12 protein-coding genes and 3 tRNA genes are annotated in these 13,693 nt (G+C 55.3%); 3 read left to right on the plus strand and 12 right to left on the minus strand.

Annotation, left to right across the window (positions count from 1 at the left end; all coding sequences use genetic code 11):
• Nucleotides 1-35: 35 nt before the first annotated feature.
• Nucleotides 36-866: an aldo/keto reductase gene (locus tag KHA84_RS12930; protein WP_213423931.1), complete on the minus strand. Its 831-nt coding sequence runs from the start codon at nucleotides 864-866 to the stop codon at nucleotides 36-38.
• Nucleotides 867-1,022: 156 nt separating this feature from the next.
• On the opposite strand from KHA84_RS12930, the gene KHA84_RS12935 reads away from it, so the two are divergent.
• Nucleotides 1,023-2,324: an NCS2 family permease gene (locus tag KHA84_RS12935; RefSeq protein ID WP_213423932.1), complete on the plus strand. Its 1,302-nt coding sequence runs from the start codon at nucleotides 1,023-1,025 to the stop codon at nucleotides 2,322-2,324.
• A 167-nt stretch (nucleotides 2,325-2,491) separates the two neighbouring features.
• Here KHA84_RS12935 and KHA84_RS12940 read toward each other — a convergent pair whose 3' ends face one another.
• The 4 genes from KHA84_RS12940 to queG form a co-directional block, all read right to left on the minus strand.
• A complete protein-coding gene (locus KHA84_RS12940) occupies nucleotides 2,492-2,770 on the minus strand; it encodes a hypothetical protein (protein ID WP_213423933.1) in 279 nt (92 codons plus the stop codon).
• Between the two features lie 34 nt (nucleotides 2,771-2,804).
• Complete coding sequence (locus KHA84_RS12945; RefSeq protein WP_213423934.1) at nucleotides 2,805-3,107, minus strand: hypothetical protein; 303 nt, start codon at nucleotides 3,105-3,107, stop codon at nucleotides 2,805-2,807.
• Between the two features lie 357 nt (nucleotides 3,108-3,464).
• Nucleotides 3,465-3,935 carry a tRNA (uridine(34)/cytosine(34)/5-carboxymethylaminomethyluridine(34)-2'-O)-methyltransferase TrmL gene (trmL, locus tag KHA84_RS12950; RefSeq protein ID WP_213423935.1) on the minus strand — a complete coding sequence of 157 codons (471 nt, stop codon included), beginning with the start codon at nucleotides 3,933-3,935 and terminating at the stop codon, nucleotides 3,465-3,467.
• On the minus strand, nucleotides 3,932-5,086 hold the full coding sequence (gene queG / locus KHA84_RS12955; RefSeq protein WP_213423936.1) for a tRNA epoxyqueuosine(34) reductase QueG: 1,155 nt from the start codon (nucleotides 5,084-5,086) through the stop codon (nucleotides 3,932-3,934). Before queG ends, trmL begins: the two co-directional genes overlap by 4 nt.
• 62 nt (nucleotides 5,087-5,148) lie before the next feature.
• Between queG and KHA84_RS12960 the strand changes: the two genes are divergently transcribed.
• On the plus strand, nucleotides 5,149-5,838 hold the full coding sequence (locus KHA84_RS12960; RefSeq protein WP_213423937.1) for a B3/B4 domain-containing protein: 690 nt from the start codon (nucleotides 5,149-5,151) through the stop codon (nucleotides 5,836-5,838).
• A 133-nt stretch (nucleotides 5,839-5,971) separates the two neighbouring features.
• Here the strand turns inward: KHA84_RS12960 and KHA84_RS12965 are convergent, their stop codons facing one another.
• The 4 genes from KHA84_RS12965 to KHA84_RS12980 form a co-directional block, all read right to left on the minus strand.
• On the minus strand, nucleotides 5,972-7,429 hold the full coding sequence (locus tag KHA84_RS12965; RefSeq protein WP_213423938.1) for a carbon starvation CstA family protein: 1,458 nt from the start codon (nucleotides 7,427-7,429) through the stop codon (nucleotides 5,972-5,974).
• 227 nt (nucleotides 7,430-7,656) lie between these two features.
• Complete coding sequence (locus KHA84_RS12970; protein WP_213423939.1) at nucleotides 7,657-9,072, minus strand: MDR family MFS transporter; 1,416 nt, start codon at nucleotides 9,070-9,072, stop codon at nucleotides 7,657-7,659.
• A gap of 146 nt (nucleotides 9,073-9,218) precedes the next feature.
• Complete coding sequence (locus tag KHA84_RS12975; protein WP_213423940.1) at nucleotides 9,219-9,953, minus strand: glucose 1-dehydrogenase; 735 nt, start codon at nucleotides 9,951-9,953, stop codon at nucleotides 9,219-9,221.
• Nucleotides 9,954-10,025: 72 nt separating this feature from the next.
• Nucleotides 10,026-11,618: a solute:sodium symporter family transporter gene (locus KHA84_RS12980; protein WP_213423941.1), complete on the minus strand. Its 1,593-nt coding sequence runs from the start codon at nucleotides 11,616-11,618 to the stop codon at nucleotides 10,026-10,028.
• A gap of 471 nt (nucleotides 11,619-12,089) precedes the next feature.
• On the opposite strand from KHA84_RS12980, the gene KHA84_RS12985 reads away from it, so the two are divergent.
• Nucleotides 12,090-13,076 carry a diaminopimelate dehydrogenase gene (locus tag KHA84_RS12985; RefSeq protein ID WP_213423942.1) on the plus strand — a complete coding sequence of 329 codons (987 nt, stop codon included), beginning with the start codon at nucleotides 12,090-12,092 and terminating at the stop codon, nucleotides 13,074-13,076.
• Nucleotides 13,077-13,356: 280 nt separating this feature from the next.
• Here KHA84_RS12985 and KHA84_RS12990 read toward each other — a convergent pair.
• From KHA84_RS12990 to KHA84_RS13000, 3 genes are all read right to left on the minus strand, one after another.
• Nucleotides 13,357-13,441 (minus strand) — tRNA-Leu (locus KHA84_RS12990).
• 30 nt (nucleotides 13,442-13,471) lie between these two features.
• Nucleotides 13,472-13,545 (minus strand) — tRNA-Cys (locus KHA84_RS12995).
• 11 nt (nucleotides 13,546-13,556) lie between these two features.
• Nucleotides 13,557-13,632, minus strand: a tRNA-Gly gene (locus tag KHA84_RS13000).
• Between the last annotated feature and the right edge of the window lie 61 nt (nucleotides 13,633-13,693).

Raw genomic sequence — 13,693 nt, forward strand, 5'->3', positions numbered from 1 at the left:
GCCGGATTTTTCATCCGGGCCCTGTCTTTTGTTGTTCAGAAATCCATATTGTCGGGGTCTTTGCCGGTACGTTCATTGCGGTTCAGAGCATCGAGCTGCTGCATATCCTCATCCGAAAGCGTGAAGTCGAACACGTCCGCATTCGAACGTACGCGATCCGGACGGACAGATTTCGGGATGACGATGATGTCGTGTTGGAGGTGCCAGCGGATGACGACCTGGGCCGGTGCCTTGCCGTGCGATTCCGCGATGCGTTTGACGACCGGTTCCTCCAGTAGTTTCCCGCGTGCGAGCGGCGACCATGCCGTCACTGCTATCTTCTCTTCCTGGCAGAATTCGCGGAGCGGCTCCTGGCTCAGATATGGATGAAGCTCGATCTGATTGACCATCGGCTTTACGTTGGCCTTTGCAAACACGGCCTCCAGGTGATGGCGATGGTGGTTCGAGACACCCGGCACGCGAATCAGCTTTTCCTCAAAGAGCCTCTCGATGGCCCGGTATGTATCCGTAAACTTCCCTTCCACCGGCCAGTGCGTGAGATACAGATCGAGATAATCCATCTTGAGGTTTTCTAGCGTCTTTTCGAACGCGCGCAGTGTCTCATCGTAACCCTGATCGGTGTTCCAGATTTTCGAGGTGATAAAGAGGTCTTCCCGCTTTACCCCGGATGCGCGGACCGCTTCGCCGACCTGAACTTCATTGCCATACAGGGACGCAGTGTCGATGGCAAGATAGCCCGCCCCAAGCGCCGCCGTCATCGCTTCGACCGCCTCGGCCGGTTCGGTCATCTTGTACACGCCAAGGCCAAGCCGCGGCATTTCCACACCGTTGGCAAGTGTTTTCTTCGATTGCAGATTCAGTTCCATGCCATTCCCTCCTTTTGGTCCTCTTTCATTTTATCGGAGCACAAGAATGAAATCGACTCATCTGTTTTTTAAAGTTTTGGTTGAAATCCATCGATAAAACGAATAATATGATTGATGGTCCTTTTTATCGTTCGTGTTTTCAAAGGAGGAAAATTGATGTTTCAACTGAAACAGCATGATACATCCGTAAAAACTGAAGTTCTGGCCGGCATGACAACATTCCTGACAATGGCCTATATCATTATCGTCAACCCGATCATCCTGGCTGATGCCGGTGTCCCGTTCGACCAGGTGTTCATGGCGACCATCATCGCCTCAGTGATCGGGACGCTCTGGATGGCGCTTTTCGCCAACTATCCGATCGCCATCGCACCCGGCATGGGGCTGAATGCGTACTTTACTTCGGTCATCATCGCTTCCGACGGTGCGCTTGACTATGCCGCAGCGTTTTCCGCGGTGTTCGTCGCAGGCATCATCTTTATCATTCTCTCGCTCACACCGATCCGTGAGAAACTGATCGATGCCATTCCGGAAAACCTGAAGCATGGCATTACCGCAGGGATCGGGCTTTTCATCGCTTTTATCGGCCTCCGCCTATCCGGGATCGTTGCCCACCACGAGACCAACCTGGTGAAGCTTGGCGACCTGACTTCCCCGCCCGTCCTGCTTTCTCTGTTTGGGCTGTTTATCACGGTCATTCTGATGGCGCGCAATGTATATGGAGCGATCTTCATCGGTATGGCCGTCACCGGTATCGTCGCTTACCTGACCGGCCAGCTCCGTTTCATTGACGGGCTCGTGAGGATGCCGCATCTGCCGGAAGGCCTGATCGTTTGGAATCCGATTGACGCGTTTGGTGATGTAATTTCACACGGCTTGTACGGCGTCGTGTTCGCCTTCCTCATGGTGACGCTTTTCGATACGACGGGCACGATGCTCGGCGTTGCCCGCCAGGCCGGACTGATGAAAGACGGAAAGATGCCAAGAGTCCGTCCGGCCCTCTTGGCCGATTCCGTTGCAGCGACGGCCGGTGCGATGTTCGGGACGAGCCCGACATCGGCCTACGTGGAATCGTCTTCCGGTGTAGCTGTCGGCGGACGTACCGGGCTCACGACCCTGACTGTCGGCGTGCTGTTCATCGTTGCATCGTTTTTCGGACCGCTTGTCGGTTCGCTGTCCGGCGTTGCGGCAATCACCGCTCCGGCGCTGATTATCGTCGGCAGTCTCATGATCGGCATCGTCAAGGAAATCGAGTGGGAATCGTTTGATGAGGCCTTCCCGGCGTTTCTGATCATCCTTACAATGCCGCTTACTTCAAGCATCGCGACCGGGATTGCGCTCGGGTTCATCTCCTATCCGATCATCAAGATCGTCAAGGGCAGATGGCGGGATGTCCACCCGCTCCTCTATCTGTTTGCGGCCATGTTCGCCTATCAGCTTCTGTTCCTGCCGCACTGAGGGGCGCCCTTGGACACTCGCCCGCTTGTCATAGCACTCGCGGTGGCCTTGGAAGCACTCAAGACGAGTTTGGATGCACTCACCATCGATTTCGAAGCACTCACCTTAAGGGCTTCCTCAACCAAAAGCAACGGTCCGGCGCCTCGTGAGAGGTACCGGACCGTTTATTATTTATAGGGTCTGCCGGGCGCCACTTGACGCTTTGTCTTGAGTTTCATAGCGACAACTGCCCCAATGACTGCGTAAATCACGAAGACGGCCGCGGTGAGCCATGGGGACAGGGTAAAGAGCAGATAAAGCTGAAAAAGCGCGGCGAGCAATGCGGTGGCCAGCATGGCCAGTCCGGCTTTTCTGTTTTTCTGATACAGCGTCATAAAGATGACCCCGAACAGGCCGCCAGAAATTAGCGCCATGCCGAGGAGCATCATTGTAGTCATAGAGTTCATACGTGTACGGGTCTCCCTATTTTGTAATCAGCCATCAATAATGCCGCTTCGGATGCGAGATGACGGCCTGAATGATGAGCAGCACTGCGGACACTGCGTGCATGAACCAGCCGATGACCGGAATCCAGGCAATCGCGCTAGTCACGAGGCCGACAATGGAGCCGGACTTGGCGGAGTAGTCCCGGATGGCGAGGATGAGCGTGATGGCATGAAGGACAAACATGACACCGAGCAATGAGTAGCCCGAGCCGATGACATAAAGGCCGCCCAGGAACGGAATGGCGAGAAAGGCTTCTCCCAGCCCTGTGACCCAGCGCATGATGGTGGATGCTCTCATGAGTAATCCCTGCTTTCGTTTAGTCTTAACTGTAATACGGCCGGACAGGCCGAAAGTTTCATTTTCTACAGTGATTTCGTGTCGGATTTTTGGCGATTCCGGCGAGCTGTGCGGTTGTATGGCCGCCCCCCATTTTCTTTTTATGCGGGATGCGTTATACTGGTTGAAGATCGAACTTCGAACCAGGAGGTAACGTCATGAACACTCTCTTGATCCTAGGCGTGTGCTTCGCTTTCCTTTCCGCAATCTTCACAGGCGGTTATGAGGACAAGCCGGGCACGGCGAAAGATAACACGACAAGCCGCTGAGAAAAAGGGGCTGCCGCTCAGGCAGTCCCTTTTTGTATGCGCATTTTCCTCAATGGAGGCCCGGGAAGCCTTGCTGGCGCAGCGCCTCAAACACGAGGACTGCAGCCGTGTTCGACAGATTGAGCGAACGGATATGGTCATTCATCGGGATGCGCAGACAGCGCTCCGGATGGGCGGCCAGCAGGTCCTTCGGCAGCCCGCTCGTCTCTTTGCCGAAGACGAAGAAGATATCCCGGCCAGGATCCGAAAAGTCCCGGTCAGCATAGTTCCCTTCCCCGAATTTCGTCAGATAGTAGAAATCACCTGCCGGATAGGCGGAGAACAACTCCTCGATCCGGTCATGATATTCCAGGTCGACATGTTCCCAGTAATCGAGCCCGGCCCGCTTGAGCATCTTGTCATCGGTCGAGAAACCGAGCGGACGGACAAGGTGGAGCCGGGTCCCGGTGCCCGCACAGGTGCGGGAGATATTCCCGGTGTTTGCCGGAATCAGCGGTTCATGTAAAACGACGTGAATCATTCGTGCACTTCCTTCTTCTGGTTTGCGATGCGGCGAAGTGCGGCCCGGATCTCTTCCAGGACCTCTTCTTCCCTTTCGCGTGATTCGCCATGCCGGAGAGCGGTCTCCGCTTCCTCCGTGCCGATTTTGCCTAGCGCATAGGCTGCGGCGCCCCGCATGTACGGCCGGACATCCTCGCGGAGGATGCGGGACAGTTCAGGCAGTGCTGATTCCTCCTTGAAATGGCCGAGTGCGTAGATTGCATTTCGCTGGATCGGGTTCTTCCCGCGCCACGAGCCCGACATGTGGCCGAACGTTTCCTTGAACTCACGGTTCGACAAGGCCAGGAGCGGTTTGAGGAGCGGCTTCACCAGTTCCGGATCGGGGCTGAATGCCTCATGGATCCGGTTATGCATGCCTTTGTTTTTCGGGCAGATCGTCTGGCAGGTGTCACAGCCGTACACCCGGTTGCCGATCTCGGTCCGGAACTCCTCCGGGAGGCTGCCCTTGGTCTGAGTGAGAAAAGCGATGCAGCGCTGCGCGTTCAGCCTCCCTCCTTCGATCAGGGCGCCTGTCGGACAGATATCGAGGCAGAGTGTACAGTCGCCGCATCCGTCTTCTATCGGCTCGTCTGGCGCGAAAGGGATGTTCGTGATCATTTCGCCAAGATAGACATAAGAACCGAATTCCGGAGTGATGATCGAGCAGTTTTTCCCCGACCATCCGATGCCGGCCCGCTCCGCCACCGCACGGTCGACAAGCTCTCCCGTGTCGACCATGGAACGGAGACGGGCACCGGGCACCCGCTCCAGGATGAACGCTTCGAGAAGTGCAAGCTTTTCCCTGAGAACGTCGTGGTAGTCCCGGCCCCAGGAAGCACGGCAGAACATCCCCCGCCTCGCGCCTTTCATGCCCTTCGGCGCGTCATCCAGCTTCGACGGATAGGCGACTGCGATTGCGATGATGCTTTCCGGTTCCTCCAGGAGCAGCGCGGGGTCGGTCCGCTCATCAAGGGAGCCTTTCTCAAACCCGGACTGGAAGCCCGATTCCTGCTGGCGGCGCAGCCGGTTCTTCATCTCCCGGAAAGGATCGGCGGTCGTGAAGCCGATCTTGTCGATGCCTGCTTCCCGCGCAAATGCCCGGAGCTCCCGCTGCAGTGTGACGGTATCCATTGGGACTGCTCCTTTCTGTTATGGTACGATATATGAAAAGTCGCAAAATACAGGTGATTGACATGAAGATTCAAGCAGATCAGACGTTATTTGAAAAAGTGCCGGATCTGAAATTCGGCATCCTCCATTATAACAGAATCAGCACCGCTGAAGCTCCCGGAATGCTGAAGGGACGAATCGGCTACTTTTACCAGGAGATGCAGATCGACCTGGAGGACAAGAATGTGACCGATATCCCGGGTGTCGCCGAATGGCGCAAGGTGTGGAAAGCATTCGGCAAGGATCCCGGCCGATACCGCCCTTCCGCCGAGGCGCTGATCCGCCGTTTGAAAAAAGGCCAGATGCCGGGCGAAATCAATCTCGGCGTGGACCTGAACAATTTCTTCTCCATACGAGAAGGCATTCCGTGTGGCCTGTACGACCTGTCGGCGGTCTCCGGCGACATCACGATACGCACAGGCATTGCGGAGGACGAATACGAGGGCCTGAACGGCAGGCTCAACAACCTCGAGAATCTCCTGCTGACTTCCGATGCTCAGGGACCGTTCGGCAGCCCGTTTGTCGACTCGAAGAGAACCGCCGTCACCGAGCAGACGACAGAGGCGCTCCATGTCCTCTTCCTCCAGCCGTCCATGTCGGTCGAAGAAGCGGAAGGTCTTCTGGAGGAGACAGGCATCTTCTTTACCTCTGCAACCGGCGGCGCGTTCACGGGTGAGATTCTGCACGCAGGCAACCGAGCAGTTGAAATCTGATGGGAATCCCAATGGGTAAGATTAACCTGCGGACAACTGTCACACTGCGACCCTTCACCAATGACCACCATGGAAAACGCCCCTTCCGCTTCGGCGGAACGGGGCGTTTATATGGCTTTCGTATAAGTCCGGTTTAGATTGTGACCTGGTTAAACCCGGATACATCCTCGTCCAGCAGCAGTCCCGTCCCCCGCTTCCTGTTTGCTGTGATGAAGAACGATGCCGTGACGAATAGTGTCGCAATGGTGCCGCCGATATAAGACACGGTCAAGTCGATCCCGAAGCCCATCGTCGGCTCAAACAGGATATAAATGAACACCATCGACGTCATAAAGATCGCCGGAATCGTCGCAATCCAATGATTTTTATGCTGCAGGAACAGATACATCGCGCCGACCCAGAGCGCGATCATCGCGGTCACGCCGTTTGCCCACGAGAAATAGCGCCAAAGCAAGTTGAAGTCGATTTTCGTCAGCACGAAAGAGATAACGAAAAGCGGAGTTGCGATCCAGAGGCGGCTCAGAATCTTCGCCTGGCCGATTTTAAAGTAATCGGCAATGATCATGCGGGCCGCACGGAATGCGGTATCCCCCGAAGTGATCGGAAGGATGATTACGCCGAGGACTGCAAGGGTCCCTCCGAAAGCGCCCAGCATCATGACAGAGACATCGCTGACCACCGCTGCAGGCCCGCCGGCAGCAAGCAGTTCATTCAGTCCGCCGTAGCCGCCGAAGAGACTCATGGCGGCAGCCGCCCAGATCATGGCGATAATGCCTTCAGCAATCATCATGCCATAGAAAATCTTGCGTCCTTCCTTTTCCTGCTTGGTCGTCCTTGAGATGATCGGCGTCTGTGTCGCATGAAAACCGGATAGTGCCCCGCAAGTGATGGTGAAGAAAAGCAGCGGGAAGATCGGAAGGTCACCCGGATGCATGTTGGTGAACGACAGCTCCGGAATCGGGGCCCCCGTCACCACGAGGCCAATTCCGACACCCAGGGCCGAAATTACAAGCAATGCGCCGAACCAAGGATAAAAGCGCCCGATAATCTTATCGATCGGAAGCAAAGTCGCCAAGACATAGTACAAGAAGATGATGGCAACCAAGATACCGAGGGCCACTTTCCCGTCAAGGATGACATTCATCAACATCGCAGGAGATGTGACAAACACAGTCCCGACCAGGATCAGCAGAAGAAGCGCAAAAATATTGACGACATGCTTCATGAAATTGCCCAAGAATTTGGACGCCAGCTCCGGAAGATGAGCCCCTTTATTCCGGATCGAAATCATGCCCGTCAAATAATCATGGACCGCTCCTGCAAAAATACAACCGACGACAATCCAGATGAATGCAACCGGACCATATAAGGCCCCCGCGATGGGTCCGAACACCGGGCCTGTCCCGGCGATGTTCAATAGCTGGATCAGTGAGTTCTTGGGAGTCGACATCGGTACATAATCCACACCGTCCGAGTTGACATAGGCTGGTGTCGGCCGTTCGTTCTTCGGGCCGAAGACCTTCTCGACATATTTCCCGTATGTAAAATAACCAACGATTAATAGCAAGATGCTTAGCAAGAAAGTAATCATCTGTTCATCCCCCTTATCTCTGTTGTATTACAAAATTCTATCACTTATAACAGATTACGCAAGAATATTTTATAAAATAGCAATCATTCAAGTACTCCATATTATTAACCGTATATCGCCAGAAACGAATAAACGGCCCCAGTCCCCTGAATACAGGACGGAAGCCGTTTATCAATATTCCGTTTCGCCCGGATGCCGTTCACCAAACGGAACAGGAGCATGCCCGTTTAATCTTCATGAATGGGTATTGCCGGAAGCTTTTTCAGCCGTAGCGCCAGGATGAAACCGGCCACTGCCAAGCTGCCCCCGACCAGGAATGCAACACGGACACCGGTCATGAGCGCATCCGGAGGAGGGTCCGGCAGCGGCTGTATGGCGGCTGCCGTTCCGGTCATGACGGACACGAGAAGGGCCGTACCGATCGATCCCCCGATTTGCCGGAATGTATTGTCCATCGCCGTGCCATGGGCGATCAGCCGGCCCGGGAGCGAGTTGATCCCCGCCGTGCTGAGCGGCATCATCAGCATGGACAGGCCGAGCATCCGGAGGCCGAAGACCAGCCCAAGCAGGACAAGCGGTGTATCCGGCGTCATGAGGACGAACGGGACCGTCGTCACGACCTGCAGGGCAAATCCGGCAACCACGAGCCAGCCGGCTCCGAAACGGTCAAAGATCCGCCCGGAAAACGGGGACATCGCCCCCATCGCAATGGCGCCGGGCAAAAGCAGCAGCCCGGATTCGAACGCCGTCCCCCCGCGGACATTCTGGACATAAAGCGGGAGCAGTGTTTCCGTGCCGATGAGGAGCGCGAAGGTGATCATGCCCATCGGAATGATGAGCCGATAGACACCGGAGCGGAACACGCCAAAATTCAGGATCGGCGTTTCAAGACTCAGCTGCCGGCGGATAAACAGGAACAGCGAGACAGAACCGACGGCTGTGGAAATCAGCACGTTCGGGCTCAGCCAGCCTTCCCCGCCGATGCTGCTGAAGGCATACAGCAATCCGCCGAAGCCAAGCGTCGACAGGACGACGGACGGGAGATCGATTTTTACCGGTCGCTGCTGCGTGACATTCTTCATGAAGATCAAGACGGCAACCAGGTGCAGCACGGCCAGCGGCAGAACAATCGTGAAAAGCATCCGCCAGGAACCGAAGCTGAGCACCCAGCCGGCCAGCGTCGGCCCGATGGCGGGGGCAAATCCGATGGCCAGGCCGACGAGCCCCATGACGGAGCCCCGCCGGTTCACCGGGAAGATGGTCAGGAGGATCGTCTGCATCAGCGGCATCATCATCCCCGCCCCCGCCGCCTGGATCACCCGGCCGGCCAGCAGGAAGGAAAAGTCCGGGGCCACGGCCGCGACGAGCGTGCCTGCGGCAAACAGGCCGCTTGCCGCCATCAGCAGCCGCCTGCTTGAAAAGCGGTCGATCAGAAATGCCGTGATCGGAATCAGGATGCCGTTGGTCAGCAGATAAGCCGTCGTCACCCACTGCGCCTCGTTTGCATCAATGGAGAAGTCCTCCATGACAGGCGGCAGCGCCACGATCAGCAGCGTCTGATTCAAGAGGGCCACAAAGGCTCCCGTGATCAGGACAATGAGAATGACGGTCCGGTTGTAGGGGGGCTGTGCAGGTTGCTGCATGTGCATGTCCTCTTTTCTATATGTATGAAGATATCATCCAGTATAAGTGGGGACCTTCCATTGCACAATCCCGAGGAACACTTCCCGGACCGACGCCGGCATCACGAAAAGAAGCTGCCCGCATGTCAGGCAGCTTCTTTCATGATTTACATGGCGGTCAGGCCGCCGTCGATGACAAATTCGGACCCCGTCGAGTAACTTGAATCATCCGATGCGAGAAACAGCACCATGTTCGATACTTCCTCCGACTGGGCCATCCGGCGGAGCGGAATGTGCTTGGCAAACTCCCTGATCTGCTCGATGGCATCCCCCTCCGTGACCATCGGCGTCTCGATTACACCCGGGTGGACCGAGTTGACGCGGATGCCGAGGCCGGCCAGCTGGAGAGCCGCCGCCTTCGTGAGGCCGCGCACAGCGAACTTCGTATCCGTATAGCCCGGCGCGCCCCCGACAAGGCCATTTATCGAGGAAATGTTGACGATCGAGCCGCCGCCGGCTTTCTGCATCGACGGGGTGACCGCCTTGATGCCGAGAAAGACGGAAACCTGGTTGATGTCCACAATCTTGCGGTACTCTTCCTCCGTCATGTCGAAAATCGTCTTCGCCATGCTGATGCCGGCGTTATTGACGAGGATCGTTACCGGCCCGAATGCCGCTTCCGTTTCTTCAACGACCGTCTGCCAGTCCTCCGCCTTCGTCACATCCTGCCTGACAAACCGCACCGACTCACCGAGTTCTTCGGCGAGCGCACGGCCGCCTTCTTCATTCAGGTCCGTCAAGACCACCTTCGCGCCTTCAGCCACGAACTTCCGGACATGGGATTCCCCCATGCCGCGTGCTCCGCCCGTGACAATGGCAACCTTTCCTTCCAACTTGCCCATCCTGCATCCCTCCGAATCTGGTTTATTACAACTTGATCATACCGCTCCGCCCATATTTTCTCGAGCGAGAGCCTATGAGGCGATCCCGAGAGGGGAAAAGAGGATGTACATGCCGACCATCGTGATGACAACGAGTGCCGCCACCCCTTTTCTGTGCTTCCAGGGAGTCAGGTCGACTTTATTGTGCTTTCCTTCCAGATGGAATGGCTGCTCGAGAGGCTTCATTTTCGCGATGGCCCACAGCAGCAGGCAGTCCAATGCAAACAGGATGCCAAACACATAGAGATAGTGGATATCGAGAAACACTTTGGACAGTATGTAAGTCACAATATGGAACCCGAATGTCACCTTGGCAGCGAACGGTGTCACGGTTTTTGAATAGAAGCCGAATAAGATGATCGCAAGCACCGGCATGCTGTAGATCCCGTTAAATTCCTGTACGACCGCATACAATCCTGACGGGGCAAAGGAAATCAGCGGTGCAATCACAACAGCCACAAAGCCGACGATGACGGTCACCAGCTTTCCTGCCCTGGCCACTTGCCGATCAGTTGCGCCCGGCTTGAAGATCGGCTTGTAGAAATCGAGAGTAAACAGTGTCGCCGTGGCATTCAGCGAGCCCACGAACGAACTGAGAATGGCGCCGAAAATGATTGCCGCAAAAATCCCGTATGCCCATTCCGGCAACACGTCAGACACCAGTGTCGGATAGGCATTGTCCGGATTGGAGATGCCGTCGCCGTACAGATTAAAGGCCACAATCCCGGGAAGGACGAGGAACAGCGCACCAAAAATCTTGAAGAAACCTACATAAAGCGCCCCCTTCTGCCCTTCCTTCAGGCTCTTCCCGGCAAGTGTCTTCTGGACGATCATCTGGTTCGCACACCAGAAAAACAGGTTGTTGAAGAGCATCCCGGTGAACAGCGTCGGCCACGGAACCAGCTCGGAATCACCCGGTCCGATGGCGTTCAGCATCTCCGGTGACTGTTCTTTCACTGTGACGATCCCTTCAATCGGATTGCCCTGGCCAAGCGCAGACAGACCAAGGACGAGAACGGCAAGACCGCCTGCAAATAAACCCGCCCCGTAAAGCGTGTCACTGTATGCACTGAGTGACAGGCCGCCAAGCATCAGGTACGCGAGGCCGATGACACCGATAAATGCAGCGATCAAGGCAATAGCGACGAGCGGATCCAGTCCGAACGTCTCGTCGATATGGAAAATCTTATTGAAGACGAGCGCCCCGGAATAAAGGACCACCGGAAGGAACGAGACCATATAGGTCACGATGAACAACAAAGAAACAATCCGCTTTGTTGTCGTGTCATAGCGGATCTCCACAAAATCCGAGACCGTATCCACTCCGTACTTAAAATACTTCGGAAGAAAGACCAGCGCCAGAATCACACATGCGAAGGCGGAGGTCACTTCCCACGCCATGACCTGCATGCCCCCGGCAAAACTTTGGCCGTTTTGGCCGACAATCTGTTCCGTGGACAGGTTGGTCATGATAATCGTCCCGGCAATTGTCAGCCCCGTCAGGCTCCGGCCGCCCAAAAAAAAGCCTTCTCCGCTATTGTTGTCCACGGATCGGCTTCGTTTATAGGCATATAGCCAAATACCGCCGACAATGAACACAAATACAGCAACCGATAACACATCCATCATTTCCACCTGCACATTCATGTTTTGGGGCCCAGCACCGGGACCGCTAAGTATGTAGGCAAGACAGCATTCGCACTCGAAGCTTTTCTTGCCGGTCGGTTAACACTTTTTTTCGGTAATAAAAAACACCATCCAAAGATGGATGGACTGTCTGGGATTCAGGCTGACTGGTTGAGTTCTTCGTAAAGCTGCTTTGCTTTCTGTTTAGCCTGTTCCTGATTTCGGTCATAGACAGTGATCAACTTGTTGCCGAAAATAAAATTCCATTGACGTGTCATTTACACCACCTGCCTTCCGCTCAATGGTCTATACCCACCCTGCAGTAAGGATAAACATCCATACCCCGGGCCCCCCGCTTTCCCCATTCCGCGAACCATTTATCACTGCACGATACTAGTGTTATAATGATAAAACCCGAAGTTTTGGGCAATCGGCAATAGTGATCAACTTTAGACAATGGGAGATGAGAATATGGAACCAAAAATCAGAATCGGCATCGTCGGTTACGGCAATCTCGGAAAAGGCGCAGTGGCAGCTATCCGGCAGACACCGGACATGGAGCTTACCGCCATCTTCACGCGAAGAGAACCGGAATCCCTGAAACTGGACGATCCGTCCATACGCGTCGCCCAAATTTCAGAGGCCGCCGACTATCAGGATAAAATCGACGTCATGCTGCTGTGCGGCGGCTCCGCCCATGACCTGCCGGAACAGACGCCGCATTTTGCCAGCCTGTTCAATACGGTCGACAGCTTTGATACCCATGCGAAAATCCCCGGATTCTACCAATCCGTCAATGAAGTGGCCGTGAAGCACAACACCACAGCCATCATCTCGGTCGGCTGGGATCCGGGCCTCTTCTCCATCAATCGCGTCATGGCCGATGCCATCCTGCCGAACGGCGAGAACTATACGTTCTGGGGCAAGGGCCTCAGCCAGGGCCACTCCGATGCGGTACGCCGCGTAGGCGGCGTCAAAAACGGCGTACAGTACACCATCCCTGCCGATCCCGCTATCGAAAAAGTCCGCAGCGGGCAAAACCCGGAACTGACGACTTCGGAAAAACACCGCCGCGTCTGCTACGTCGTGCCCGAAGAAGGCGCCGACCAGGCAGCAATCGAAAACGAAATCAAAACGATGCCCAACTACTTCTCCGAGTACGACACGGAAGTGAACTTCATCACCGAAGAAGAACTCAAGCGCGACCACTCCAAAGCCCCTCACGGCGGATTTGTCATCCGCGGCGGAAACACCGGAGACGGCAACAAGCAGATCTTCGAGTTTTCCCTGAAGCTCGACAGCAACCCTGAATTCACCGCAAGCGTTCTCGTCGCCTATGCACGGGCCGCCCACCGCATGAGCCGGGAAAAGCAGTACGGAGCCAAAACCGTCTACGATGTCGCACCGGGCTACATCTCTCCGCGGTCCGCTGAAGAACTGCGGAAAGACTTTTTATAATCATTTATTCCGGAACCGTCCAAATGGGCGGTTTTTTTGATGCGGGCAGATTTCCCCGGGTCGCCTCCGGCCTGATAACCGTTTGGTGATCATTCACAAGCCGCTGATGATCATTCACCGACTGTTGGTGATCATTCAAGAACACTTATTGATCTTTCACTGCTTGGCAGCTTCAGAATGTACGCGTCACGGTGCCCACTGAAGATCTACTCCGAAAAGCACAAAAAAGCCAATGCTCTGATTGCTCAAAGCATTGGCTAACTAGGATTTATATAGTCGTTGGTACCGGTGGTCGGGATCGAACCGACACTCCGTAAGGAACACGATTTTGAGTCGTGCGCGTCTGCCAATTCCGCCACACCGGCATGATTGAAAATCAGGCAGAAATAAAAAAATGGAGGCGGCAACCGGAATCGAACCGGTGATAAGGGAGTTGCAGTCCCTTGCCTTACCGCTTGGCTATGCCGCCGTATATAAAAATGGAGCGGAAGACGGGATTCGAACCCGCGACCCCCACCTTGGCAAGGTGGTATTCTAGCCACTGAACTACTTCCGCATAAAACTGGGGTAGCTGGATTCGAACCAACGAATGACGGAGTCAAAGTCCGTTGCCTTAC

This window comes from Bhargavaea massiliensis, assembly GCF_018390575.1.
Classification (GTDB): Bacteria; Bacillota; Bacilli; order Bacillales_A; family Planococcaceae; genus Bhargavaea; species Bhargavaea massiliensis.